A 23,845-nucleotide genomic window follows, 5' to 3' on the forward strand; every position below is an offset into this window, starting at 1 on the left:
AAGGCCGCCGGAAGGCCCGGCCACGGGAGCCGTCCGGCACGGTGCCGCGGCTGCGGGGAGCGCCTGCCGGCCGCGCTGCGCGGTGACGCGGAAAGCCAACAGTGCCGGTCGTCTGGAACAATGCCCGGGGCACGATGTTGAAGACAGCCATGAACACACCGATCGGATTCATCGGCCTGGGCGTGATGGGAACGCCCATGGCCCTCAACCTGGCGCGCAGCGGCCTGCCGCTCGTCGTCTGGAGCCGCTCCAGCACCCACTACGACACGCTGCGCGCCGCCGGCGCCGAGGTGGCAGAAGACCTGGACGCGCTGTTTGCCCGGTGCGAGACCGTCGTGCTGATGCTGGCCCACGAAGCGGCCATCGACGAGGTCCTCGGCCGGCGCACGCCCCTGTTCGGCCAGCGGGTGGCCGGGCGGCTGATCGTGAACATGAGCACCACCTCGCCCGGGTATTCGCGTTCGCTGGCCGACGAGATCGGCGCGGGCGGCGGGCAGTACGTGGAGGCGCCGGTTTCGGGGTCGCGCAAGCCCGCCGAGGCCGGCCAGCTCGTCGTCATGCTGGCGGGCCCGCCGGAGGCGGTCGAGTCGGTGCGCCACCTTGTCCGGCCGATGTCCCGCGACAGCCTGGTGTGCGGCGACGTACCCGGTGCGCTGACGATGAAGCTCGCGGTGAACCTGTTTCTCATCACCATGGTCACCGGCCTGGCGGAGGCCACGCACTTCGCCGAGCGCCACGGCATCGATCTGGCCCGGTTCGCACAGGCCTTGAATTCCGGTCCGATGGCCAGCGATGTCTCGCGGATCAAGATCGGCAAGCTGGTGGAGCAGGACTTCTCGGTGCAGGCCTCCATCACCGACGTGCTGAAGAACAGCCGCCTGGTGGCGGAGGCGGCGCGCAGCGCGGGAATCGTCTCGCCGCTGCTGGACGCATGCCATGCGCTCTATGGCGAAACCGAGGCACTGGGCCACGGCGGGCTGGACATGGCGGCGGTGATCCATGCGATCGCGCAGCGCACCGCCCAGGCCACCGGCCAGACGCCCACCCCTCCCTGAAGTCCGCCTCCCTGGAGCACCCGTGTCCGCAGACCACCGATTCGAAGAACAGGCCCAGGCGCTGGGCTTTCCCCTGTCCGCGCCGATCAAGATCGGCGGCGACTACACCCCCGCGCTGCGCGACGGCGACCTCATCTACGTCAGCGGCCAGATTCCGCGCGTGGGCGACGACATCGCCGTCGTCGGTGCGGCCGGCTCGGACGTTTCGCTGGACCGGGCCCGTTTCGGCGCGCAGATCAGCACCTTGCGCGCGCTGGCGCTGGCCAGGCAACTTTGCGGGTCGCTGGAGTCCATCGTCGGCGTTCCCCGCGTGAGCGTGTTCATCCGCTCGGCCCCGGATTTCACGCAGCACAGCGAAGTGGCCGATGCGGCTTCGCAGCTCCTGGGAACCGTCCTGGGTCCGCATGCCACCCACACCCGCACGTCCGTGGGCGTCGCCCAGCTGCCCAAGGGGGCGACCGTGGAGCTGGATTTCATCTTCAGGGTCGATTCCCGGTCCGGCCGGTGACCGCCGGGCGCGCCGGGATGGCAGGACCTGTCTAGGACTATCCGACGGCGGCGCTTGCCGCAGCGGACCCACCGCAGGTGGGCCGTGGCTGCGGGCCGGTCCATCACGTCCATGCCCTGTGGGCTAGCGTTGCTCCAATGCCAGCTCGATCAGGCGCGATACCAGTTCGGCGTAGCCCACGCCTGCGGCGCGCCAGAGCTCCGGGTACATGGATGTCCTGGTGAAGCCCGGCATGGTGTTCACTTCGTTCAGGAAGAGCTCGCCGGTGCTGTCGAGGTAGAAGAAATCAACGCGTGCCAGTCCCGCGCAATCCAGTGCGGAAAACGCCTGGATGGCCAGGGCCTGCGCATGGCTGGCGATGGCAGGCGGTACGCTGGCAGGGATGTGCATCGCCGCCTTGCCCGCCGTGTACTTGGTCGCGTAGTCGTAGAACTCGCTGTCGAACGTGAGCTCCCCGACCGGGCTCGCCCGGGGATCATCGTTGCCGAGGATGCCGACCTCGATCTCGCGGGGCTTGCCGGGCGTCGCGGCTTCCACGATCACGCGGCGGTCCAGCTCGAACGCGACGCGCAGCGCTTCCAGCGTCTCGGGTTCGTTGCGTGCCTTGGAAATGCCCACGCTCGACCCGAGATTGGCAGGCTTCACGAAGACGGGGAATCCGAGCGTTGCGAGCCGGCCCAGCACGGCCTCGGGCCCGCTCGCAAACTCGGCCCGCGTGACCAGTCGGTAGGCGACCTGCGGGATCCCGTGCGAGGCGAGCACCGCCTTGGCCATGACCTTGTCCATGCACACGGCGCTTCCGAGAACGCTGGAGCCCACGCAGGGGATGCGCGCGAGTTTCAGCATGCCCTGCACCGTGCCGTCTTCACCATTCGGGCCATGCAGGATGGGGAACACGACGTCGAACCCTTCGGCGGCCTGCGCCTGGTGCAGGACGAGATCGCCCCCGGACGCCGCGCTGCCGTGCTCCAGGGCCTGAAGCGAGTCGGCGGCAGGCAGCCACCGGCCCTCGCGGGAAATGACGATGCTGGTCACGTCGAAGCGGTCCCGGGGCAGCGCCTGCAACACGCTGCGCGCGCTGTGGATGGATACTTCATGTTCGCCGGATTGCCCGCCGGCGAGAACGAGGACACGGGTTTTTCTCATCGGGCAAATTCTAGGTGCGCGCCAGCTTGCGGCGCCGCCGGTCCCGCCAGAGCCAGAGGCCGCTGGCCAGCACGATGATGGTGATGCCATCCAGCAGCTCCCACAGCAGCTTGAGCGGCAGGCCGCCGTAGTCGCCGAAGTGCAGCGGGCGCGACAGCTCCAGCGCGCGCAGGTACCACGGCATGCGGACGATGGCGCTGAACTGCCCGGTGCTCGCATCCACCAGCACGGGCTGCAGCATGCGCGAGGTGAGGGGCGTATCGCCCGCGGCCCAGAGCAGGTAGTGCTGGGCACTGCCGTACTGGCTGCCGGGCATGAGCATGGTGCCCACGCGGGTCCCGGGCAGGGCCTGTTCTGCGATGCGGATGGCGGCGCCGAGCGAGGTCCACTGGCCGGGGGGCGGCGGTCCGCCCTGCGCATGGGCGCCCATCTGCAGTGCGAGCGGCCGTACCTGCGTGGCCGTCCATTCGGCGAACAGCGGTTTGGCGAACTGGTTGAAGGCGCCGGTCACGCCCACCAGCAGCGCCCAGGCCAGCAGCGCGATGCCGAGCAGGTTGTGCAGGTCCAGCCAGACGATGCGCTGGCTGCGCTCGCGGCGCACGGTGCCGAATCGGCGGTTCTTCATGAACGGTGCGTACAGCAGCAGCCCGGAGACATTGGCCAGGATGAAAAGCAGCGCCATGGCGCCCATGAAGATGCCGCCGGCGAGGCCCGCGAACAGGTCGGTGTGCAGCCTGCGCGTGGCCTGCATGAACATGCCGATGCCGAGGGCGCTTTCGCCGGCAGCATTCTCCTGGCCGATGGGCTCGCCGGTGTGGGCGTCATAGCGCAGCTTGTGCACGCTGCCCGCCGGGGCTTGCGGCGACGGCTTCATGCCGATGAGCACGACGGGTGCCTCGCCATCGCGCACCACATACTCGGGCCATTCTCCCGGATGGCGGCGCAGCGCATCGGCCACGATGGCGTCGATGTCCGCGAGGCCCTGCCCGGCCGCCTCCTGCGGCACGGGGTGGAGCCAATCGTCGATCTCGTCCGAGAAGACGAGCGGAAAGCCGGTGATGCACACCAGCAGCATGGCCACCGTGCAGGCCAGGCTGGAGACCTTGTGGACCCAGGCCCAGCGCTGCAGCGCGGTGGAGGTCATCGGCGCCATGTGTTCACCCGTCCGGTCCCGCCGGCTCAGTAGCTGGCACGCAGCGTGACCATGACGTTGCGCGAATCACCCCATACGCTGTAGAAGCGCGAAGGAACGCGGGCGTAGTAGGCCTTGTCGAAGAGGTTGTTCACGTTCATGGTGGCGCTCAGGTGCTGGTTGATGCGGTAGCCCACCTGCGCATCGAACACCGCGTAGCCGCGTTGTGGATCGGCGTCGCGGCTGGTCGTGCTTTGCGCGCGCAGGCCCGCGCCGAGGAACCAGCCACGCAGGGCCTGGTCCTGGAATTCGTAGCGCGTCCACAGCTTCAAGCTGTTGCGCGGTTCCTCGGCCGAGTAGATGGCGCCCTGCTGTGCGGGGTCATCGACGTAGCGGGTGAGCAGGCGCGTGTAACCGGCATGGATGTCCCAGCCCGGGCGGATGCGGCCGGCCACCTCCATTTCCCAGCCGCGGCTGCGCACCTTGCCGCGCGCCACGTAGAAGGTGGGGTGGTCGGGATCGGCCACGGCGCGGTTCTCGTCCTGGACCTGGAAGGCGGCTACCGAGGCGTTCAGCCGCCCGTTCAGGAACACGCCCTTGGCACCCACCTCGTACTGCCTGCCCTCGCGCGGCTTGAGCGCGGCGTTGCCCACGGCCAGCTGCGTCTGCGGCGCGAAAATTTCGGTATAGCTGCCATATACGGAGATGTCCGGCTGCACGGCATAGACCAGGCCGGCCTGGGGCGTGAACCGGGTGCCCACGCCCGGGTCCTTCTGCCAGCCGGCCACGGTGGGCAGGATGTTCTGCGAGCGGCTTTCATAGCGGCTGAGGCGCCCGCCCAGCGTCAGGATGAGTGGATCGGCGAGGTGCGTGCGCCACTGGCCGTAGATGCCGGACTGCTCGGTGCGGCTGTGGGAGCCGAACCTGAACGGGATGGGTTGTTCCGGTACCTGGATGCTGCGCAGGTCCACATCGGGGATCTGCACATTGCCGCTGAGCGAGGTCTGGCTGCGCCAGGCCTGGTTGAAGCCCAGCACCACCTCGTGGTCCATGCCCGCCAGATCGAACCGGCCCGAGATGTGGGCATCGAGGCCGCGCCAGCGCGTGTCGCCGTCCTGCGCCTGGAGGGTGTAGCGGGAGTGGTAGTCGAAGCCCGGGCCGGGGTTCACGTAGCCATAGCGTGAATCGCCGTCCACGCTGCGGTCGAGGTACACCACCCGGGCCTGCCATTGGCTGTTGAAGCGGTGGCCGAGTTCGGCAAAGTATTCCGTGGTGGTGTTGTCGGCCCCGCTCCAGTCGGTGCCGTAGAAGGTGGAACGCGGCAGGCGCACGAACGAGCCGTCGGCGTGGACGCCCACGCCGTAGTCGATGCCGCGGTCCCGCTTTTTCTGCGCAGTGGCGGAGAGGGTGAGCAGCGTGTCCCGGGTGAGGTCGGCTTCGATCACGCCATAGCCCATGAAGCTGCGGTCGCGGCCCTGGTCCAGGAAGGAGCCGTAGCTCTGGCCGGCGAGCACAGCGCGCCCGCGCACGCTGCCGCTGTCATTGAGCGCACGCGAAATATCCAGCTCCGAGCGGCCGCGGCCCCAGGAGCCTGCCGACAGCGTGCCGCCGATGGCGGGCTCCGCCGTGGGACGCTTGCGCACCATGTTCACCGTGCCGGCGGGACTGCCGGCGCCCTGCAGCACGCCGGCTGGGCCGCGCAGCACTTCGATGCGGTCGTACATGGCCAGGTCGAACTGGCTCAGGTACTGCAGGCCGTTGTTGGCGGGAATGCCGTCGTACTGCACATCCGACTGGTACCCGCGCGACTGGAAGTAGGCCGTGCCGTCACCGTAGGGAAACGCCGTCACGCCCACCACCTGGCGCAGCGCGTCTTCCACGGTGACGAGGTTCTGGTCTTCGATCTGCTGGCGTGTGACCACGGAGACCGATGCCGGCACCTCCTTCCACGGCACGGGAATCTTGCTGCCCACGGTCACCTGGCGCGGTGCGTAGCTGCCTGAGCCTTCCGTGGTGGCGCCCGGCTCGGCGGTCTCTTTCACGACGATGGTTCCCAGGGCGGGAGCCGCGTCGCCCTGCGCCGGTGCAGGCTGGGCCATGCGCTGCAGCTGCCATGCACCGCTGGCGCCGCGCACGGCCCGGAGGCCGGTATTGCGCAGCAGCGAGGCCAGGCCTTGCCCGGCACTGAAGCGACCTTGCAGGCCCGGGGTGTCCATGCCCTGCACCAGGGCAGGGTCGAAGCTGAGCGTGAGCCCGGCCTGGCGGCCCAAGGCATAGAGCGCGGCGTCGAGCGGGCCGGCGGGCAGGTCGAATGCATGCTCCGCGTCCTGTGTGGTGTCCTGTGTGGTGTCCTGCGCGGCTGTGGCTGCCGTCTGCGCCGCGGCGTTCAGGCTGGCCAGCGTGCACAGCGCCGCGGCCAGTGCGATGGGGTGGAGGGCCTGCTGCAGGCGGGCGGGGGCGCGGGCTGAGGCCTTGCGCAGTGAGGTGTGCATGGGAAACGTTGCTCCAGGGATTGGCGATGCGCACTGGAAAATCGGCGCTTCATTGCCTTGTCGAAGCAACGCCCGAAAGGGGCCATGCCCATGCAGGGTTTCAGGTGTCTTGCGATTTCGCGGTCAGCGTGACCCAGTACCGGGTGCGTTCGCGGACCGCGATGGGAAGGGATTCGGACAGTGCCCGCAGCGTGCGGTCCGTGTCGTCGAGCTGGAACACGCCAGAGATGCGCAGGTTTGCCACCTCCGGCGCGCAGCCCAGGACGCCGCGCCGGTAGCGGGCGATTTCTGCCGTCAGGTCGGCCAGCCGCATGTCGCGCGCCACCACCACGCCGTCGCGCCAGGCAGCGGCGCTGTCGTCCGCCGCCCGTGGACTGCCCGCACCGCGCGCATCGAAGTCGGCCTGCATTCCGGCGGACAATTCCACCGCCCCGCCAGCATCTGCGTCGGCGGGCCGGATGCGCACGGCATGCTGCAGGACGGCGACGCGCCAGCGTGCGTCCTGCAGCTCCCTCACCAGAAAGCGTGTGCCCAGTGCGCGGACGCGGCCTGCATTCACCACGACGTCCAGCGGCGGCTGGGGCCGGTCGGAATGCGCTGTCTCCACCAGGATTTCACCGGCGACCAGTTCCAGCGCGCGTTCGGCGGCGGTGAAGCGCACGTTCACGGCGCTGCCCGTGTTGAGCCAGATGCGGCTGCCGTCCGCCAGGGTTTCGGTGCGGCGCTCGCCCACGGCGGTTCGGAAATCGGCCGCCCATTCGCGGCCGGCGGTACGCCACATCCACCAGGCGACGGGCGTGGCCAGGGCCATGGTGAGAACGCCGCGCACCGCCTGGCGCCGTGCACGTCCCGCAGCGCCCAGCGTCCGGAGGCCCACGTCCTGGGGCACCTGCCCGAAGAGCATGCGCAGCTCCTGCGCGGCCTGCCAGGCACGCTCGTGGTCGGGACTGCGGTCGCGCCAGAGCTGCAGGGCGCGCAGACGGTCCTCATCCAGCTCGCCCTCGTGCTGCAGCACCATCCAGTGTGCGGCCTCCCGGGCGAGCTGCGACTTGCCTGCGTCCGGGTTCACAGCATCGCCGCGATGCAGTGCGCGAACCCTGACTGCATGTCGCGCTTGACGGTGCGCACGGAGATGCCCATGCGCTGCGCGATCTCGCCGTAGGTCAGGTGTTCCAGCTGCGAGAGCAGGAACACCTCGCGCGCACGCGGCCCCAGTGCGTCCAGCATCCGGTCGATGCGCTGCAGCGCCTGCAGCACCATGTGGTGCTCTTCGGGCGAGCGGGCCAGGGGCTCGGGCTGGTGCGCCAGCGCTTCCAGGTAGGCGCGCTCCAGTGTCTGCCGGCGGAAATGGTCCACCAGCAATCCATGCGCCACCGTGCGCAGGTAGGCCCGGGGCTCGCGCAACCCTTCGGCCGCCACGGTGCCTGGACGCGTGCGCAGGAGCGCCATGAACGCATCCTGCGCGAGATCCGCCGCATGCTGCACATCCCCCAGCTTGCGCTGCAGCAGGGACTGCAGCCACCCGTGGTGGTCGCGGTAGATCTGTTCCACGCCGGGGTGGTCGGCAGCCTGGGAGGAGGGGAGTGCGATGGGCATGGAGGGGTCACCATGGCATGGCGCATGCATGGATGCGAATCGTTCTCATCATAATCGATGGCTAGACGGGGAACTGCTCGATGGTTTCGCGCACCCGCAGCAGAACGGGCCGCAGCTCCTCCAGATCGACCGAGCCGAGTCCCAGCCGCAGTGCATGGGGCGCGTGCCGGGTGGTTGCATACGCTTCGGCCTTCGACACGGCGATGCCCTTCGCGGCCAGGGCGGTGGCGATCCGGTCCATCCGCAGGTCTTCGGGCAGGGACAGCCACAGGAACAGGGATGCCGGATGGCTGGCCAGCTCCATGCCGGCAAAGACGTTCCGGGCGATCGCCTGCCTGCGCCGTGCTTCGCGGCGCAGCCGTTGTTCCTGGCGTGCGACGGTGCCGTCGGCGATCCAGCGCGAGGCCATCGCCGTGACGATGCTCGGCAGGCTCCAGAACGTGGCGCGCACCACGGCCTTGATGCGGCTCGCGCACGACTCGGGAGCGACGATGTAGCCGAACCGCAAACCGCTGGCGAGGCTTTTGGACAGGCTGGAAACATGCACCGTGCGCTCCGGCGCCAGCACGGCGAATGCCGGTGGCGTCTTGCCGCCCGCCAGCCAGGCATACGCGGCGTCCTCGAACAGCCAGCAATCGTGGCGCCGGGCGATGTCCACGATGCGCAGCCGCTGCTCGCCCGTCAGCACCCAGCCGAGCGGGTTGTGGAGCGTGGGCATGGTGTGTATGGCGCGGATACGGCCCGTGGCGCACAGGGCGTCGAGCTCGTCCAGGTCCGGGCCCTGGACCAGGCTGCGCACCGGTTTCAGCACCAGTCGCTGCACCCCGGCCAGCATCTTGAAGCCGGGATAGGTCAGTGCATCGACGACGACCTCGTCGTGTGGCTCGAGCAATGCGCGTGCCGCGACATCCAGCCCCTGCTGCGCGCCGTTGACCAGGAAGAGGCGGCTTTCGTCCACCGGGATGCCGCGTTCCTTCGACAGGTACTCGGCGACGATCCGCCGCTCCTGGCGCCGTCCGCCGGGCGGCTGCTGGCGCAGCAGTGCCGACAGGTCGCCCCCTCCCGCCAGTTCACGCAGCATCCCGCGCAGCAGATCCGCCTGGCCCGGCCAGGTCGGGTGGTTGAACGACAGATCGACCGCCGTGGCGCTCAGCCGCGCTTCGTCGCCGCTGTCCCACTCGCGCTGCAGGGGGCGGTCCCGCACGAAGGTGCCGCGCCCGGTCTCGCCGATCACCAGCCCCATGGCGCGGAGCTGCGCATACACCTTGCTGGCCGAGGCGATGGCGATGCCGTGCCGCGCCGCAAGCTGCCGGTGCGTGGGCAGGGCCGCGCCGGCCGGCAGCCGGCCCTCCCGGATATCGACCGCCAGTTGCTCGGTCAGGTGCGCGACGCGGGAGGTCATGGGTGTGACTAGGACAATTTTTTGATTGTTCCAGTCTACGCGAACACACTGCAGACACCACCGGCTTTCTTCGGAAGGAAGAGCCACAGGAACACATATGACCACCACCACCTCCCGGCTCCCCGTGCTGGAATATCTGCAGCGCCAACTCGATGGCTCCCTGGCCGCAGGAGATGCCACGCACATGCGCTATCCGACGGCGATTTCCCGCTTGCTGGATTTCCGTATCGTCGCCATCGGCCAGGGCGCCGCCACGATCGAACTGATGGCGGATCCGGCGCTGCACGGCAACCAGCAGGGTACCGTGCATGGCGGGCTGCTCTGCGAACTGGCCGATGCCGCCATCGGCACGGCACATTCCACGCTGATGGCGGAGGGCGAGAGCTTCACCAGCATCGACCTGAAGGCCACCTTCCTGCGGCCCGTCTGGCAATCGCGGCTGCTGGCCCGTGCCGGTATCGAGCACCAGGGGCGCACCATCAGCCACTACCGATGCGATATCGAGCGCGACGACGGCAAGCGTGTCGCCAGTATGTCCAGCGCCGTGATGACGCTTCGCGGAACCCATGCACAAGGCCGATAGCCATGACCACCGACACCTCTTCCCGGATGGTGCGGGCAACCCTCTTCCGGGACCTGCATGGCGCAAACGGCGGATTCATCATTCCCAATCCCTGGGATGCCGGCGCCGCGAAGCTGCTCGAACAATGGGGCTTCAAGGCGCTGGCGACGACCAGCGCGGGGTTCTCGTTCTCGCGTGGCCGCCCAGACAACTCGGTGCCGCGCGGCCCGCTGCTGGAGCACCTCGCGCAGATCGCGGCGGCGACCACCCTGCCGGTGAGCGCGGACCTGGAAAACGGCTTCGGCGATTCACCCGAAGAAGTGGCGGCCACCATCCGCATGGCCGCCGCCACGGGCGTGATGGGCGGATCCATCGAGGACACCACGGGCAAGCCCTGGAATCCCCTCTACGACCGGGCGCTGTCGATGGACCGCATCCGCGCCGCCGCGGAGGCCGCACGTTCGCTGCCGTTTCCTTTCACGCTGACGGCGCGGGCGGAGAACTTCTTCATCGGGCAGCGCGACCTGGCCGACACGATCGGCCGCCTGCAGTCCTACCAGGAGGCCGGCGCGGATGTCCTCTACGCGCCGGGGTTGACCCGTGCGGAGGACATCGCCACGGTGCTGCGTGAAGTGGACCGCCCCTTGAATGTGCTGATCGGCTTTTCCGGCATGTCGCTGGGGGCCAGGGACCTGATCGGCATGGGCGTCAAGCGCGTGAGCGTGGGCGGCTCCCTCGCGCGTTCCGCCTGGGGCGCGTTCCTGCGGGCGGCGACCGAACTGCGTGACCACGGTACGGCGGGCTATGCCGAGGACGCGGTGGGCGCAAGCCAGTTGAATCAGCTTCTGGGGTGAGCCGCATCGACCGCCGATCGGGTAACTTCTCTCCTTTTTTTCCGGAAACCAAGAAGATGTGCAGTCGCATCCTCCAGGTCGCTTCGGCGGCAGTGGCCTTCCTTTTTTCCGCGCCTTTCGCGGCCGCCCATGAGCTGTGCACGCTGATCGCGGATGCCGATTCCGGCAAGCTCATTCTGCAGCGCGGCCCTGCCTGCTCCGAGCGCGTGACACCTGCCTCGACTTTCAAGCTCGCCATCAGCCTCATGGGCTACGACACAGGTGTGCTGAAGGATGCCGTAGAGCCTGCCTTGCCGTACCAGGCGGGATATCCGGATTGGGGTGGCCAACCCTGGCGCCGGGACATCACGCCGGCAACGTGGATCAGGGAGTCCGTCTTCTGGTACTCGCAGCAGGTCGTGAAGCGGGTAGGGCAGGAGAAGTTCGCGCAATATGTGAATGCCTTTCAGTATGGCAATGCAGATGTCTCTGCCGTGCCGGTCGATGACCCCGGGCAGAACGGTGTCTGGGTGATGAGTTCCCTGCGCATCTCCACCGAGGAACAGCTTGCGTTCATGCGCAAGATCGTGCTCCGCCAGTTGCCGGTGAGTGCGCATGCCTTCGACATGACCGCACTCATCTCGAGCTACGGCACCCCGATCGACGGCTGGGCCGTGCATGGCAAGACGGGCACCGGATCGCCGGGCAGCGACAACCGCTATGACGCGAGCCGCGCTTATGGCTGGTACGTCGGCTGGGCTACCAAGGGTGCGCGAAGGCTGGCGTTCGCACGCCTGATCCAGGATGAGCAAGCCCTCAAGCCCAACGCAGGCCTGCGTGCGCGCGACGAGCTGCTCCGGCTCCTGCCAGCCGTTGTTGACCGTTGAGGCGGGCATCGCCATGACCGCATTGCGTCGCGCACTCGCCGCGCTTCTCGTTGTCTTCGGCTCGTCCTGCGTCCAGGCGCAGACCTTGGCACTGACGTTCGACGATGGCCTCGACCCTGCGAAAGAGCCTGCAGCCGCGTCGTGGAACCGGCAGATCCTGGAGACACTCCACGATGCAGGCATCACGTCCATGGTGTTTCCGGCACTCGTGCGCACCGGCCGGGCCCGGGGACTGGACCTCATCCGGGACTGGGCGCGTGCAGGCCACGCGGTAGGCAACCACACGTCCCGGCACCGCAGCCTGGGATCGCCCCAAGTGCCGCTCGCGGACTTCATCGGCGATGTCAAGGAGGCCGACGCCGTGCTGAGCCGCCTCCCTGGCTGGACGAAGATGCTGCGCTTCCCGTATCTGAAGGAAGGCAACACGCTTGCCAAGCGGGACGGCATGCGCCTGTGGATGCAGGCCGCAGGCTACCGGGCGGCGCCGGTGTCGATAGACGCGAGCGATTGGTACTACAACCAGGTCTTCGCTGCCTGGCTGGACGAAGGAAATACCGAGAAGGCCGACCGCGTGAAGGCCGCGTACATCGGGCATCTGCTGGACCGCGCGGCCTACTACGACGGCCTGGCCCGGCAGGTCCTCGGCCGCAGCCCCGCACATGTGATGCTGCTGCACACGAACAGGATCAACGCCGCCGCCCTCGAGGAAGTGATCGCGGCATTCCGGGGGCGAGGATGGTCTTTCACCGCCGCCAGGACAGCCTTCGATGACCCGATCTACACTGTGCAGATCGACACCTTGCCGGCGGGCGAGAGCATTGTCTGGGCCAGTGCCAAGGCGGCGCGGGTCCCGGGCCTGCGCTATCCCGCCGAGGACTCGGTCTATGAGGAACCCGGGCTGCTGGCGCTGGGACTGGTGCCGGCGCGCATGCTCCAGTAGTGCATCGGAAAGGTGTTTGACATGTCCCAGGTCCATTTGGTCGAAGGCCCGGTCGGCGCTGGAAAATCCACTTTCAGTGCAGTTCTGGCAGCAAGTCGCAACGGCGTCCACATTCCGCTGGATGCGTGGTTCGTCGCGCTCTACAGCCCCGACCGCCCGGAGGGGGACTTTGTGCCTTGGTATGTCCAGCGCAAGGATCGATTGCTGCGCCTGATATGGAGCCACAGCCGCAAGATACTGGCGTCCGGCCGGGAGGTCGTACTTGAGCTGGGCCTGATTCAACGGTGGCAACGCAATGAGTTCTGCCGAATGATCGCGAACGAGGGGTTTTCGCCTCGCATCCATGTCCTTGATGCCCCTCTCGAAATTCGCAGACAGCGGGTTCGACACAGGAATGAAGAGAAAGGCTCGACGTTTTCGATGGTCGTGCCGGACCATGTGTTTGACATGGCGAGCCGCCTGTGGGAGCCGCCGGACGAACTGGAGTGCGAGGAGTTCGAGGTCCTCTTCGTGGAGGCGTGTCAGCCACCATGAGGTTTCGGCTCCGGTATCACCAGCGGGCCACACCCTTCCTCGGTGACGAACATCACGAGCAGTTCGGCGGGTTCCGCCGCGCTGGGATTCTCCGCGAACAGGTGCAGCGCCATGGCGGGCTCGAACCAGGTCTTCCCGGCGGCATAGGTCTGCGCGGGCGTTCCTGCCACTTGCGACCGGACGGCGCCCTTCACCACGAAGGCGGTGACCGGGCCGGGGTGCCGGTGGGCAGGTGTGTAGGCATGGGGCGGAAAGTCGACCAGCATCGTCGTCACCGATGTGCCCGGCATGTCGGCCAGCGGCTCGCAGGACAGGATCCTGGTCGTCGTCGCTGGCCGGGCACTGTCTCCCGCGCTGCGGGCCGGCGTGCTAAACATTCCCGTTGTTCCGCCGCAGATGTCGGCGAGCCAGGCGGGTATCCCGGCACCGGCCGGTGCCGGGTGGGCGGCATACCAGACACCGGCGGCCGCCATCCATACGCCAGCCTCCGTGCAACACTCTGGAAACAACTTGGGCAGTGTCTGCGCCGCCTGGCACCTGCCGCCGCGGCATGCTACCTCGCCCGGGACGCAAAAGCGCATGCAACCGTGGACGGGGGCCACGGCATTCGCCTTCGCAGGCTGCCCCGCGTCAGGCCGATTGCGCAGCCCAGAGAGTCCAGCGGTCCTTCTCGACGATCCCTCCGTGCGCGGGCAACTGGCTGCGGAGGTAGTCGATCAGGGACTGCAGTTCGCTGTCGCTCAGTTCATGAAGGATGGAGCGGCCAGTTCGTGCGGCCAGGTCCCGCGCCAGCGACTCGAAGCCTTCGTGGCGCTTGCGCGTCTCCCACAGCGGGCGGTGGACGATGCCGGTGAAGCCTTTGGCCTGCATCGCGGCAGCGACGGTGCCGGGCGTGGGCCGGCGTCCGGCCTCGAAGGCGCGCAGCCGGGGAAAGCGATCGAAGAAGTATCCGCGCAGGTGTTCGGCCGATTTGGGCGGGGGGGGCGAACTGTTCCAGCGGACGCCCCGCAGCGTGCGCCTCAACGACGCCGGACGGGTGTTCCTGCAGGACGTGCAGGCCATCCTGGCGGCGACCGACGACGCCGTCGTCCGTGTACGGCATGCCGCACGCGGAGAAGCAGGGCGGCTGGTGGTGGGCTACACGAGTTCGGCGGCGCTGCATCCGCTCGTGCCCCAGGTGCTGCGGGCGTTCCGGAAAAGCCATCCGCAGGTCGCGCTGGACGTGCGCGAGAACGCCACCGACGGCCTGTTCCGGGCGGTCAAAGCCGAAGAGGTGGATGCTGCCTTCGTGCGCGCGCCCGCGGAGCGGTTCGCCCCGCTGCACGCGGTCACCCTGGGCGAAGAAGCCGTGGTGGTCGCGCTGCCCCGTGGCCATCGGCTGGGCAGGGCGACCGGTGCCCTGGCGCTGGAAGCGCTGGCGGCCGAGGATTTCGTGCTCTATCGCAGCCCGGACGGACCCGGCGTGCTGGACGTGTTGTCGGCTGCATGCCGCCGCGCCGGCTTCGCGCCGCGCGCCGTGGCGACCGTGCCGCGCCTTCTGTCGGCCGCTGCCATGGTGGCCGCCGGGCAGGGCATCGCCATCGTGCCGATGGCACTGCAATCCCTGCACCGGGAGAACGTGGTGTACCGGGCACTGGATCCGGCATCCACCTTCACCATTCCGCTCACCCTGATCTGGAGGGAAGCGCCATCGGGCTCTCCGTTGGCACGTTTCGTGGCCTCGGTGAAGGCAGGCTGAGATGCTTGCTCGTGACCAGGGCCGCGCGTGTGACATCTCCTCCGAATCCTGGACCTTTCAAAACTGGAGGCAGGGCGGTGGTCCCGTCGAAGAGAGCGGACGTCTTCCCCAGTGCGGGGAAGGCGCCCAAGGCTACTCAGGGGGGAGTCAGATCGGCCGGGCGACCAGATCGTGGCCCTGCACGCCCACGATCTGCGCGCGCGTGAATTCGCCCACCTTGAGCTGCTTGCTGATCTTCTCGGGCGGCAGCAGGTGCACCACTCCGTCGATCTCGGGCGCATCGGCATAGCTGCGGCCCCGGCCCCCCTTGCGGCCCAGCGCCGGGGCGTGGTCCACCAGCACCTGCATGGTCGCGCCCACGCGGCGCTGCAGGCGGGCGATGGAGACCTCCTCGGCCACGGCCATGAAGCGCGCGCGGCGCTCCTCGCGCACTTCCATCGGCAGCATGCCGGGCAGCTCGTTGGCGACGGCGCCGTCCACGTCGCTGTAGGCGAAGCAGCCGGCCCGGTCGATCTGCGCCTCGCGCAGGAAATCGAGCAAATGCTGGAACTCTTCTTCCGTCTCGCCCGGGAAGCCCGCGATGAAGGTGCTGCGGATCACCAGCTCCGGGCAGGCCTCGCGCCAGCGCTGGATGCGCTCCAGGTTGCGCTCGCCGCTGGCCGGCCGCTTCATGCGCTTGAGCACGTCGGGGTGGCTGTGCTGGAACGGCACGTCCAGGTAGGGCAGGATCCTGCCCGTGGCCATGAACGGGATCACCTCGTCCACGCTGGGGTACGGGTACACGTAGTGCAGGCGCACCCAGGCGCCGTAGGGCTCGGCGATCTCGCCCAGCGTCTGCACCAGCTCCAGCATGCGCGTCTTGACCGGCTTGCCGTCCCAGAAGCCGGTGCGGTATTTCACGTCCACGCCATAGGCGGAGGTGTCCTGGCTGATCACCAGCAGCTCCTTCACGCCGCCCTCGAACAGCGCCTTCGCCTCGCTCAGCACGTCGCCCACGGGGCGCGAGACCAGGTCGCCGCGCATCGAAGGGATGATGCAGAAGGTGCAGCGGTGGTTGCAGCCCTCGCTGATCTTGAGGTACGCATAGTGCCGGGGCGTGAGCTTCACGCCCGCCACGCCGAAACCGCCGGGCACGAGGTCGATGAACGGGTCGTGCGGCTTGGGCAGGTTCTGGTGGACGGCGTCCATCACCTCCTGCGTGGCATGCGGGCCGGTCACGGCCAGCACGCTCGGGTGCATCTCGCGCACCAGGTTGCCGCCGCCCTCGCCCGCCCGCGCGCCCAGGCAGCCGGTGACGATGACCTTGCCGTTCTCGGCCAGCGCCTCGCCGATGGTGTCGAGGCTTTCCTTCACGGCATCGTCGATGAAGCCGCAGGTGTTGACGATGACGAGGTCGGCGCCCTCGAAGGTCTTGGAAGTCTGGTAACCCTCGGCGCTCAGCTGCGTGAGGATGAGTTCGGAATCCGTGAGGGCCTTGGGGCAGCCGAGGCTCACGAACCCGACTTTGGGTGTTTTCGTGGGGGAGAGAACGTCGCTCATCCCCGTATTGTCCCAGTTCCGGCCGGAGGGCGCCCACTTTCGCGCGGATTGCGCCGCCGCTACCACGGCGTCCTCTTTCAGCCTCAGCCGTTGAAAGGATTTTGAATCGACAGGCCTCCCTCGAGGATGAGGCCATGGTGCATGTCTTCGGAATAAAGGGTCTGGCAACCTTCCGCCGCAGCCGCAGCTACGATGCAGGCGTCGTAGAACGACAACTGGTGCCGCTCGGCCAGTTGTCGTGCACGGTCATGCACCTCGACCGTGAGCGGAACCACAGTGCATAACGCTCTGACCAGCGCCAGGAACTGCCCTACCTCGCTCCACCCCATCTTCAGCTTGCGCACGCACACATGGGTAACCTCGTTGAGCACCTGAACGCTGATGACTGGTCGACGCTGCAGCAGCGCCTCGGCGCTGTCCGCCGTCGCTGCATCCTCGGACAGCAGGTAAAGCACTACGTTGCTGTCGAGGAAGACCTTGCCTTTACCCGCGGCCATTGGCCTCGTCCCGGTTGAACTTGAAGTCCGCCGGCAGCTTGCCGCGGAAGGTACGGAGCCGCTCCAGCATGGCCTCCGCTCCGGGCTTCTTGCGCACCGCGAACAGCCGGGGAGCGTCCACGACGATCTCGATATCGTCGCCCTCCCGAAGTTCAAGCGCCTCTACCAGACTTGTCGGCAGACGAACGGCCAGACTGTTGCCCCACTTCGCTACCTGCATGGTTACACCTGGATGATATACATGTGATGGTGTATATCCTAACCCCTTATCGGCGCTTCGCAAGTCCCATCGTCGGCCGCAACGCTCGCCTGCCCGGCACTCGGCGCATCTCAGGCTCAGTCCCGAACCGTCTCGCACAGCCTGCGGTTGAACCAAGTGGACTTGGCGATGGGCAGATAGGTGTCCCAGTCGCTGGGCGGCAGCATGGTGCTCTGCTTGTCCAGTTCCGCCTGGAACGAGGCCTCGTCGCGGCTGCGGCCGGCCATGGTGCCGTCCAGCGCCGCCAGGCACTCCTTCGGCCGGCCCAGACGCAGCAGGGTAATGGCGCGGTCGTTGGCGAAGCGGTCGCGATCAAGCCAGTTGAAGAAGCCGCCGCACTCGCCTTCAAACGCCTTCATGCCGGCCAATGCCTCGGCATAGCGCTTGCCACGATAGTCCTGCAGGTACGCCTCGCGCCGTCGGCTGCTGGCTGCAGGGGTGCAGCCGGCCGGCAGCTTCAGGTAGTCACCGTCGAAGCTGGCGCGCATGCCGCAGTAGCCGCGGCAGCTTTCCCTGGTCAGCGCGGCCACGTTGAACCCGCCCTGCACCGGCGTGAACGCGAGCTTGCAGGGTACGTCGCCGGCGTCCTTCACCTCCGCCTTGTCGCCCTGCAGCGTGCCCGACAGCGTGCAGGTGTGGCCGTTGGCGCCGACCGACAACAGGTCGAATTGCCGAGCCCCGCCCTTGTCGGTGACCCGCATGCTGCCCCAGCCTTTCCTGGTGGCGTACTCGCCGGGCGTCGGGCCGGCCGCCGCCGCGCCGAATGTCACCAGCCACACCAGCATCGCGCTCCATCCGTATCGCCGTGTCATCGTCTGTTCCCGCCTTCGATCAGAGCCAACAAGTGTGCGGCATCGCCGCGGCGATTGAGCCGCCCTTCCAAGTTCCGGAGCCTCCCTACACCGTCTGGCGGTCTTGATAGAGACACGCGTGTACAAGAAGCCGGTGCTCATCCAGATCCCCATCGCGACCGAGACCAGCTTGGGTCCGCCCGGGCGAGCTTTGCCTGCTGCCTCAAGAGATAAATAGGTTGACCTCTGGGCAGCCGAGGCTCACGAACCCGACCTTGGGGGTTTTCGTGGGGGAGAGAACGTCGCTCATCCGCGTATTGTCCCGGTTCCGGCCGGAGGGCGCCGGCCTTCCGCGCGGATTGCGCGGCAGTCGTCGAGGTGCCCTCTCTTCAAGGCCAAGGTCCGAAAGGACGCGTCTATTCGGACCGGCGACCGCATAAAAGTGCAGATCACCGTTCTGAACCGCGGCAGTGTAGAAATTCCAGATGACCTGCTGGCGGCATTGCGGGCCGAAGGTGTGCTGCAGGCTTTCGAGGCTCTGCCCCCTGGAAAGCGCAGTTTTCTGATCCGTCGCATCGATGAAGCCGTCAAGGCGGAGACGCGCGCCAGGAGAGTCCAGGAGGGCGTGGAGGCCGCGCACGAGCGACGAGAGAAGCTGAAGCCCGTGCGGTGAAGCGCAGTGCGGCTTCTTCCGCAAGCCCGAGTCGCCCCAGCGGGCAGTGCGTCTTGCCTGGCCTCCGATGTGGTGAGTCTGCTATCCAAGAGATAGCAACTTTTGCCGCACAGACGCCTGTCGGCTGTCTAAGATCGCAGCATGTTCTTCCCGCTCCCGCGCACCGCCACCGCACCGTTCTGCCCTTCGGAGGTCAAGGGTTCCGTACGCATCGATCCGGGCCTGCCGTTCCACCGGAAGCTGCTGCGCTACGCCGGCCCGGGGCTGCTGGTGTCCGTGGGCTACATGGATCCGGGCAACTGGGCGACGGACATCGAGGCGGGGTCGCGGTTCGGCTACGAGCTGTTGTTCGTGGTGCTTCTGGCCAGCCTGGCGGCGATGCTGCTGCAGGCGCTGTGCGTGCGGCTGGGGCTGGTCGCGCAGAAGGACCTGGCCCAGCTGTGCCGGGAGCGCTACGGGCCCGCGGCCAACCGCTTCCTGTGGGCGGGGGCCGAGCTGGCCATCATCGCCTGCGACCTCGCCGAGGTGCTGGGCGGGGCGCTGGCGCTGCACCTGCTCTTCGGGGTGTCGATTCCCGTGGGCATCGGCATCACCGCGTTCGATACGGTGCTGGTGCTGGGCCTGCAGGGCGCGGGTTTCCGGCGGGTGGAGGCGATCGTGCTGGGGCTGGTGGGCACCATCGCCGGCTGCTTCGCGGTGGAACTGGCATTCGCCCAGCCGCTGTGGTCCGAGGTGGCCATCGGCTTCGCGCCCAGCATGGAGCGGCTGCAGCAGCCGGGCGCGCTGTACTTGGCCATCGGCATCGTGGGCGCCACGGTGATGCCGCACAACCTGTACCTGCATTCCTCGGTGGTGCAGACCCGGCTGGTGGAGGACAGCGATGCCGGCCGCCGCGAGGCGATCCGCTTCTGCACGCTGGACGCGGTGATTTCCCTGTCGCTCGCGCTGCTGGTGAACGCGGCCATCATGGTGCTGGCCGCGAGTGCCTTCCACCGCCATGGCCACCAGGACGTGGCCGACATCGCGGACGCCTACCGCCTGATCGAGCCGCTGGTGGGCAGCGCGCTGGCCGCCACGCTGTTCGGCATCGCGCTGCTCGCGTCGGGCCAGAGTTCCACCTTCACGGGCACGATCGCCGGACAGATCGTGATGGAAGGCTTCCTCCAGCTCAAGATTCCCTGCTGGCAGCGGCGCCTCATCACGCGCGTGCTCGCACTGGTGCCGGCCTTGGTGGGCGTGTGGTGGCTGGGCGACGAGGGCGTGGGGAAGATGCTGGTGCTGAGCCAGGTGGTGCTGAGCTTCCAGCTGCCGTTCGCGATGTGGCCGCTGCTCCGGTTCACGAGCGACCGCACGGTGATGGGGCCGTTCGCCAGCGGCCGGGCGGTGCGCGTTCTGGCCTGGGGCCTGTTCGGCGTGATCTCGGTGGCAAATGTGTGGCTGGTGGGGGCCGTGCTGACGGGGTGAGCGGCGTACGCATTTCCACGTAATGCTTTCGCTGACGGTTGGGCTCTAATTTCGGGGTGTCCACTTCCGGTCGTGCCGCCATCGTCGATGGCGGTGCCTCCCGCCTCCCATGACTCCCTCTACCCATTCCTCCATGGCTTCCGGCAGCGAAGCCGCTCCTTCCGCGCCCGCTTCGTCGAAGCTGGCCACCGTCCTGCGGGTGACGGGCGGCAATTTCATGGAGATGTTCGATTTCTTCCTGTTCGGCTTCTACGCCACGCAGATCTCCAAGGCCTTCTTCCCCGCGGGCAATGAGTTCGCGTCGCTCATGCTGACGTTCATGACCTTCGGCGCGGGCTTCCTGATGCGTCCGCTGGGCGCCGTCTTCCTGGGTGCCTATGTGGACCGCGTGGGCCGCCGCCAGGGGCTGATCGTGACGCTGGCGCTGATGGCGCTGGGCACGCTGCTGATCGCCTGCGTGCCGGGCTACGCCACCATCGGGCTGGCGGCGCCGCTGCTGGTGCTGATCGGGCGCCTGCTGCAGGGCTTCTCGGCCGGCGTGGAACTGGGCGGGGTCTCCGTGTACCTGTCGGAGATGGCGACGCCGGGACGCAAGGGCTTCTACGTGAGCTGGCAGTCGGCCAGCCAGCAGGTGGCGATCATCGTCGCCGCGGCGCTGGGCTACTGGCTCAACGTGACCTTCGTGCCGCAGGAGATCGCCGACTTCTACTGGCGCGTGCCGTTCTTCGTGGGCTGCCTGATCGTGCCGGTGCTGTTCATCATCCGCCGCTCGCTGCAGGAGACCGAGGAATTCAAGGCGCGCAAGCACCGTCCTTCCACCCGCGAGATCTTCCGCTCGATCATGTCCAACTGGGGCCTGGTGATCGCGGGGATGATGATGGTGTCGATGACGACCGTGTCGTTCTACCTCATCACCGTGTACACGCCGACCTTCGGCAAGAGCGTGCTGCACCTGAGCACCACGGACGCGCTGATCGTCACGCTGTGCGTGGCGCTGTCCAACTTCTTCTGGCTGCCGGTGATGGGCGCGCTCTCCGATCGCGTGGGCCGCAAGCCGCTGCTGGTGGCCTTCACCGTGCTGACCATCTTCACCGCCTATCCGGCCCTGAAGTGGCTGGTGGCCGCTCCCGATTTCGCGCGCATGCTGGAGGTGGAACTGTGGCTTTCCTTCCTGTACGCGAGCTACAACGGCGCGATGGTCGTCGCGCTGACCGAGGTGATGCCGGTGGACGTGCGCACGGTGGGCTTCTCGCTGGCCTACAGCCTGGCGACCGCGGTGTTCGGCGGCTTCACGCCGGCCGTCGCCACGGGCCTGATCGAATGGTCGGGCGACAAGGCTGCGCCGGGCTGGTGGATGACGGCCGCCGCGGTCTGCGGCCTGCTGGCCACGCTGCGGCTGTACCGCCGGGCCGCTGGCCGATAGCCCGGCCTCAGTTGGTCGGATAGGCCGTGAGGAGGATCCACTGGCCGCCGACCACCTCGAAATCGAGCTGGACGTTCGAGTACTGCGAGGCCGTCTTGGTGGTGCATCTGCCCTGGCCGTCCGCGGCGGAGCAGTTGAAGCCACCGATCCGGTCCTTCTTGAGCACGCTGTAGACGGTCACCTTCTGCCGCGCGCTGTTGCCCGAGCAATTGACCGCGTTGCCCGTGTATTTCTTCGGATCGAGGTAGTTGTTCCAGAAGCCTTTGTATTCGTCAACGCTGGAGAACAGGGTCTTGGTTGCCTGGCTGCTGCCTTGCGGCGGCGTGGCGCCGAAGATGTGCTGGTTGAGGTGGCCGCCCGCGGCATTGTTGTTGGCCGATACGCCGCTCTGCTGCACGGATGCGATCGCGCGGCACGGCTCGGCCTGCGCGCCTTCCGTGTGCAGCCCTGCGGCGAGAAGCAGCGTGGCGAGCAGGGGCGCGGCGGTGGGCCCGCAGGCGGGGCGCGCAAGGCGCATGGGCGGGGTCCGGTCGGCTGTCATGGTCATGGTGTGTTCTCCCTGGAGAAAGGCTCCGGGGCCATTCTTGGCGGTGTCCGGCGCCGCGCGCTGAAGGGCGGCTGAATCGTTCTGAAAAGCGCTGAACGGCCGCCCGCATTCCTTCGCTGATACACTGGCCCCGTCGAAATGGCAGGCTTGGTCTGGGTAGGCCCAAGCCCTTTCCCCACCCCGGGGAAGGTTCTGTCCGCGCCGAACAGGCGCGGTACCCGACAGTCCCGCGCCGCCGTGCGCCTTGCGGGCCTGCTCGGAGCCATCGGCGTTGATGCGGCTTCCTCGGGCCCTTGCCGAAGGAGCTGTTCATGAATGCATCCCATTCCCCGAGGCCCGTCGTCCTCGTCTATCTGGCCGCCGGCGTACAGGGCAGCGCGGTCGTGCGCGCGGCTTTGGCGCGGGGATTCCGTGTCCGTGCGATGGTGCGCGATCCGGCCCGCGTTCCCGAACATCCATCCGCGGGCGTCGAATGGGTCCGCGCGGATCTCGACGACCTGGCCTCCCTGCGGGAGGCCTGCATCGGCGTGCGGCATGCCGTGGTCCGGATTCCCACCGGCCCCGCCGGTACGATGGCCTCGCAGGCAGGCCGCGCGGCCATCGCGTTGGCCGCTGCGGGCCTGCGCTCGGTGGTGCTCGCGCTTGCGAGCGCGAGCCGGCCCGCTCCATGTGCGGAGCCCGGCTTCGTCGGCAATGCCCTCGTCGAAGAAGCGTTGCGGCGTGCCGGCCTGGCCTTTGCCACGGTGCGTCCCACGATGTACCTCGACAATCTGCTCAAGCCTTCCGCGCGCCAGGAGATCGCCGGGGCCGGCATCTTCGCACCGCCCATCGCATCGTCCCAGCGCATCGCCTGGACGTCGGTGGACGACTGCGCCCGCGCAGCGATCGCATTGCTGGAGCGCGGTGGCACGGGCGACCACCGCATCGCAGGACCGCAGAGCCTTGGCGGCGATGGCCTGGCCGCCTGCATCGCCGCAGGTCTCGGCCGGCCGGTCGCCTACCGCGCACAGTCCATCGACGCGTTCGAACGCGAGGTCGATGCCGCGATGGGCCCGGGGATGGGGCGGCGCATCGCCTCGAAGTTCCGGTATTTCGAGGCCCATCCCGAAGAGGCCGATGCGATCCTCGCCAGGCCATTCACACCTGGCAGGGGGCTGGAAGACTTCGTGCCCACCGACGCGCTGACATGGGTGCGCCTGCACCGGGGCGACTTCCTGGGTGGCGGCACGGGCGGATCGCCAGACCCAATAATGGCCCCATGAGCCTGATCGACCGTTACCTGCCCCACCACCAGTTCGCAGAGGAGCACAGCCGGCACATCCCGGCCCCGCCGGCCCGCGTGCTCGATGTGCTCGGTCGTCCCGAAGTGCTGGACGACCCGATCGCCCGTGGATTGATCGCATTGCGCGAGACGCCCAACCGCCTTGCCGGGCGGCTGGGATTCGCCTCCCGCCTGCAGCACCGTCCCTCCTTCGGCATCGCCAACTTCACGCCCCTCGGGCGCGAGGGCGACCGCGAACTGGCGTATGGGCTGGCGGGCCGCTTCTGGCAATCGGACTACGGGCTGGTCGAGATGCGCGACGCGGCGGCTTTCGAGGCTCTGAGTCCGGCGGGCATCGCGAAGCTGGTGATGAATTTCACGGTGGTTCCGGAAGGCGCCGGGACGCGGCTGACCACACGCACCCGCGTCTGGTGCGGCGATGGCGCGGCACTGCGGCGCTTCCGCCTGTACTGGTTGCTGATCAGGCCGGCGAGCGGCCTGATCCGCCGGCGCCTGCTCCGGCGCGCGCATGACGCGGCGCTGCGGTCTCTTCCTTCCTGACGGCG

The 23,845-nt window shown here is 68.1% G+C and carries 26 protein-coding genes; 13 read left to right on the forward strand and 13 right to left on the reverse strand.

The window, feature by feature from the left end; all coding sequences use genetic code 11:
* Positions 1-101: 101 nt before the first annotated feature.
* Both ACGHC0_RS08720 and ACGHC0_RS08725 read left to right on the forward strand, forming a co-directional pair.
* A complete protein-coding gene (locus ACGHC0_RS08720; RefSeq protein ID WP_415267973.1) occupies positions 102-1,055 on the forward strand; it encodes an NAD(P)-dependent oxidoreductase in 954 nt (317 codons plus the stop codon).
* Positions 1,056-1,077: 22 nt separating this feature from the next.
* Positions 1,078-1,563, forward strand: coding sequence for a RidA family protein (locus ACGHC0_RS08725; protein WP_288469438.1), 486 nt, complete (start codon positions 1,078-1,080; stop codon positions 1,561-1,563).
* A 123-nt stretch (positions 1,564-1,686) separates the two neighbouring features.
* On the opposite strand, the gene ACGHC0_RS08730 is transcribed toward ACGHC0_RS08725, so the two are convergent.
* The 6 genes from ACGHC0_RS08730 to ACGHC0_RS08755 form a co-directional block, all read right to left on the reverse strand.
* Positions 1,687-2,709, reverse strand: a complete 1,023-nt coding sequence (locus ACGHC0_RS08730) for a D-alanine--D-alanine ligase family protein (protein WP_415267974.1) — start codon at positions 2,707-2,709, stop codon at positions 1,687-1,689.
* A 10-nt stretch (positions 2,710-2,719) separates the two neighbouring features.
* On the reverse strand, positions 2,720-3,862 hold the full coding sequence (locus ACGHC0_RS08735) for a PepSY-associated TM helix domain-containing protein (RefSeq protein WP_415267975.1): 1,143 nt from the start codon (positions 3,860-3,862) through the stop codon (positions 2,720-2,722).
* Between the two features lie 26 nt (positions 3,863-3,888).
* The gene (locus ACGHC0_RS08740) at positions 3,889-6,333 is read right to left on the reverse strand and encodes a TonB-dependent siderophore receptor (RefSeq protein WP_415267976.1); all 2,445 of its coding nucleotides are present in this window, start codon (positions 6,331-6,333) and stop codon (positions 3,889-3,891) included.
* A gap of 100 nt (positions 6,334-6,433) precedes the next feature.
* Positions 6,434-7,402 (reverse strand): FecR domain-containing protein, encoded by a 969-nt coding sequence (locus tag ACGHC0_RS08745; RefSeq protein ID WP_415267977.1) that lies wholly within the window; start codon positions 7,400-7,402, stop codon positions 6,434-6,436.
* The gene (locus ACGHC0_RS08750) at positions 7,399-7,929 is read right to left on the reverse strand and encodes a sigma-70 family RNA polymerase sigma factor (protein ID WP_368354853.1); all 531 of its coding nucleotides are present in this window, start codon (positions 7,927-7,929) and stop codon (positions 7,399-7,401) included. Before ACGHC0_RS08750 ends, ACGHC0_RS08745 begins: the two co-directional genes overlap by 4 nt.
* A 61-nt stretch (positions 7,930-7,990) precedes the next feature.
* Positions 7,991-9,331: a PLP-dependent aminotransferase family protein gene (locus tag ACGHC0_RS08755; protein ID WP_415267978.1), complete on the reverse strand. Its 1,341-nt coding sequence runs from the start codon at positions 9,329-9,331 to the stop codon at positions 7,991-7,993.
* 97 nt (positions 9,332-9,428) lie between these two features.
* On the opposite strand from ACGHC0_RS08755, the gene ACGHC0_RS08760 reads away from it, so the two are divergent.
* From ACGHC0_RS08760 to ACGHC0_RS08780, 5 genes are read left to right on the forward strand one after another with little or no spacing between them, the layout of a single operon-like run.
* The gene (locus tag ACGHC0_RS08760; RefSeq protein WP_415267979.1) at positions 9,429-9,914 is read left to right on the forward strand and encodes a PaaI family thioesterase; all 486 of its coding nucleotides are present in this window, start codon (positions 9,429-9,431) and stop codon (positions 9,912-9,914) included.
* A gap of 2 nt (positions 9,915-9,916) precedes the next feature.
* Positions 9,917-10,747, forward strand: a complete 831-nt coding sequence (locus tag ACGHC0_RS08765; RefSeq protein WP_415267980.1) for an isocitrate lyase/PEP mutase family protein — start codon at positions 9,917-9,919, stop codon at positions 10,745-10,747.
* 56 nt (positions 10,748-10,803) lie between these two features.
* Positions 10,804-11,613: a class D beta-lactamase gene (gene blaOXA, locus ACGHC0_RS08770; protein ID WP_415268393.1), complete on the forward strand. Its 810-nt coding sequence runs from the start codon at positions 10,804-10,806 to the stop codon at positions 11,611-11,613.
* A 13-nt stretch (positions 11,614-11,626) separates the two neighbouring features.
* Positions 11,627-12,553: a polysaccharide deacetylase family protein gene (locus ACGHC0_RS08775; protein ID WP_415267981.1), complete on the forward strand. Its 927-nt coding sequence runs from the start codon at positions 11,627-11,629 to the stop codon at positions 12,551-12,553.
* A 21-nt stretch (positions 12,554-12,574) separates the two neighbouring features.
* Entirely contained in the window at positions 12,575-13,087 is a 513-nt protein-coding gene (locus ACGHC0_RS08780) for an AAA family ATPase (protein ID WP_288469462.1), read from the forward strand.
* Here ACGHC0_RS08780 and ACGHC0_RS08785 read toward each other — a convergent pair.
* Together ACGHC0_RS08785 and ACGHC0_RS08790 are read right to left on the reverse strand one after the other, a co-directional pair.
* Positions 13,075-13,464: a cupin domain-containing protein gene (locus ACGHC0_RS08785; protein ID WP_415267982.1), complete on the reverse strand. Its 390-nt coding sequence runs from the start codon at positions 13,462-13,464 to the stop codon at positions 13,075-13,077. The two genes, ACGHC0_RS08780 and ACGHC0_RS08785, sit on opposite strands and share 13 nt — an antisense overlap.
* 253 nt (positions 13,465-13,717) lie before the next feature.
* Entirely contained in the window at positions 13,718-14,110 is a 393-nt protein-coding gene (locus ACGHC0_RS08790) for a hypothetical protein (protein WP_415267983.1), read from the reverse strand.
* Here ACGHC0_RS08790 and ACGHC0_RS08795 point away from each other — a divergent pair.
* Positions 14,100-14,825 carry a LysR substrate-binding domain-containing protein gene (locus tag ACGHC0_RS08795; protein ID WP_368354864.1) on the forward strand — a complete coding sequence of 242 codons (726 nt, stop codon included), beginning with the start codon at positions 14,100-14,102 and terminating at the stop codon, positions 14,823-14,825. The genes ACGHC0_RS08790 and ACGHC0_RS08795 overlap by 11 nt on opposite strands.
* 147 nt (positions 14,826-14,972) lie before the next feature.
* Here the strand turns inward: ACGHC0_RS08795 and rimO are convergent, their stop codons facing one another.
* The 4 genes from rimO to ACGHC0_RS08815 form a co-directional block, all read right to left on the reverse strand.
* Positions 14,973-16,364 (reverse strand): 30S ribosomal protein S12 methylthiotransferase RimO, encoded by a 1,392-nt coding sequence (gene rimO, locus ACGHC0_RS08800; protein WP_368354865.1) that lies wholly within the window; start codon positions 16,362-16,364, stop codon positions 14,973-14,975.
* An 83-nt stretch (positions 16,365-16,447) separates the two neighbouring features.
* The gene (locus ACGHC0_RS08805; RefSeq protein ID WP_415267984.1) at positions 16,448-16,861 is read right to left on the reverse strand and encodes a PIN domain-containing protein; all 414 of its coding nucleotides are present in this window, start codon (positions 16,859-16,861) and stop codon (positions 16,448-16,450) included.
* Entirely contained in the window at positions 16,848-17,081 is a 234-nt protein-coding gene (locus tag ACGHC0_RS08810) for an AbrB/MazE/SpoVT family DNA-binding domain-containing protein (RefSeq protein ID WP_271451386.1), read from the reverse strand. The genes ACGHC0_RS08805 and ACGHC0_RS08810 overlap by 14 nt, the downstream gene beginning before the upstream one ends.
* 116 nt (positions 17,082-17,197) lie before the next feature.
* Positions 17,198-17,932: a hypothetical protein gene (locus ACGHC0_RS08815; RefSeq protein WP_415267985.1), complete on the reverse strand. Its 735-nt coding sequence runs from the start codon at positions 17,930-17,932 to the stop codon at positions 17,198-17,200.
* 421 nt (positions 17,933-18,353) lie between these two features.
* On the opposite strand from ACGHC0_RS08815, the gene ACGHC0_RS08820 reads away from it, so the two are divergent.
* From ACGHC0_RS08820 to ACGHC0_RS08830, 3 genes are all read left to right on the forward strand, one after another.
* Positions 18,354-18,584: a YdeI/OmpD-associated family protein gene (locus tag ACGHC0_RS08820; RefSeq protein ID WP_415267986.1), complete on the forward strand. Its 231-nt coding sequence runs from the start codon at positions 18,354-18,356 to the stop codon at positions 18,582-18,584.
* 141 nt (positions 18,585-18,725) lie between these two features.
* Positions 18,726-20,048, forward strand: coding sequence for an Nramp family divalent metal transporter (locus tag ACGHC0_RS08825; RefSeq protein WP_415267987.1), 1,323 nt, complete (start codon positions 18,726-18,728; stop codon positions 20,046-20,048).
* Positions 20,049-20,181: 133 nt separating this feature from the next.
* A complete protein-coding gene (locus ACGHC0_RS08830) occupies positions 20,182-21,471 on the forward strand; it encodes an MFS transporter (protein ID WP_013594111.1) in 1,290 nt (429 codons plus the stop codon).
* A gap of 7 nt (positions 21,472-21,478) precedes the next feature.
* Here the strand turns inward: ACGHC0_RS08830 and ACGHC0_RS08835 are convergent, their stop codons facing one another.
* Complete coding sequence (locus ACGHC0_RS08835; RefSeq protein ID WP_368354870.1) at positions 21,479-22,018, reverse strand: hypothetical protein; 540 nt, start codon at positions 22,016-22,018, stop codon at positions 21,479-21,481.
* A 311-nt stretch (positions 22,019-22,329) separates the two neighbouring features.
* Here ACGHC0_RS08835 and ACGHC0_RS08840 point away from each other — a divergent pair, with 311 nt between their 5' ends.
* Both ACGHC0_RS08840 and ACGHC0_RS08845 read left to right on the forward strand, forming a co-directional pair.
* The gene (locus tag ACGHC0_RS08840; protein ID WP_368354871.1) at positions 22,330-23,280 is read left to right on the forward strand and encodes an NmrA family NAD(P)-binding protein; all 951 of its coding nucleotides are present in this window, start codon (positions 22,330-22,332) and stop codon (positions 23,278-23,280) included.
* Positions 23,277-23,840: a hypothetical protein gene (locus ACGHC0_RS08845; RefSeq protein WP_415267988.1), complete on the forward strand. Its 564-nt coding sequence runs from the start codon at positions 23,277-23,279 to the stop codon at positions 23,838-23,840. Before ACGHC0_RS08840 ends, ACGHC0_RS08845 begins: the two co-directional genes overlap by 4 nt.
* The last annotated feature ends 5 nt before the right edge of the window (positions 23,841-23,845 follow it).

This window comes from Acidovorax sacchari (assembly GCF_042847045.1).
GTDB classification, from domain to species: domain Bacteria; phylum Pseudomonadota; class Gammaproteobacteria; order Burkholderiales; family Burkholderiaceae_C; genus Paracidovorax; species Paracidovorax sacchari.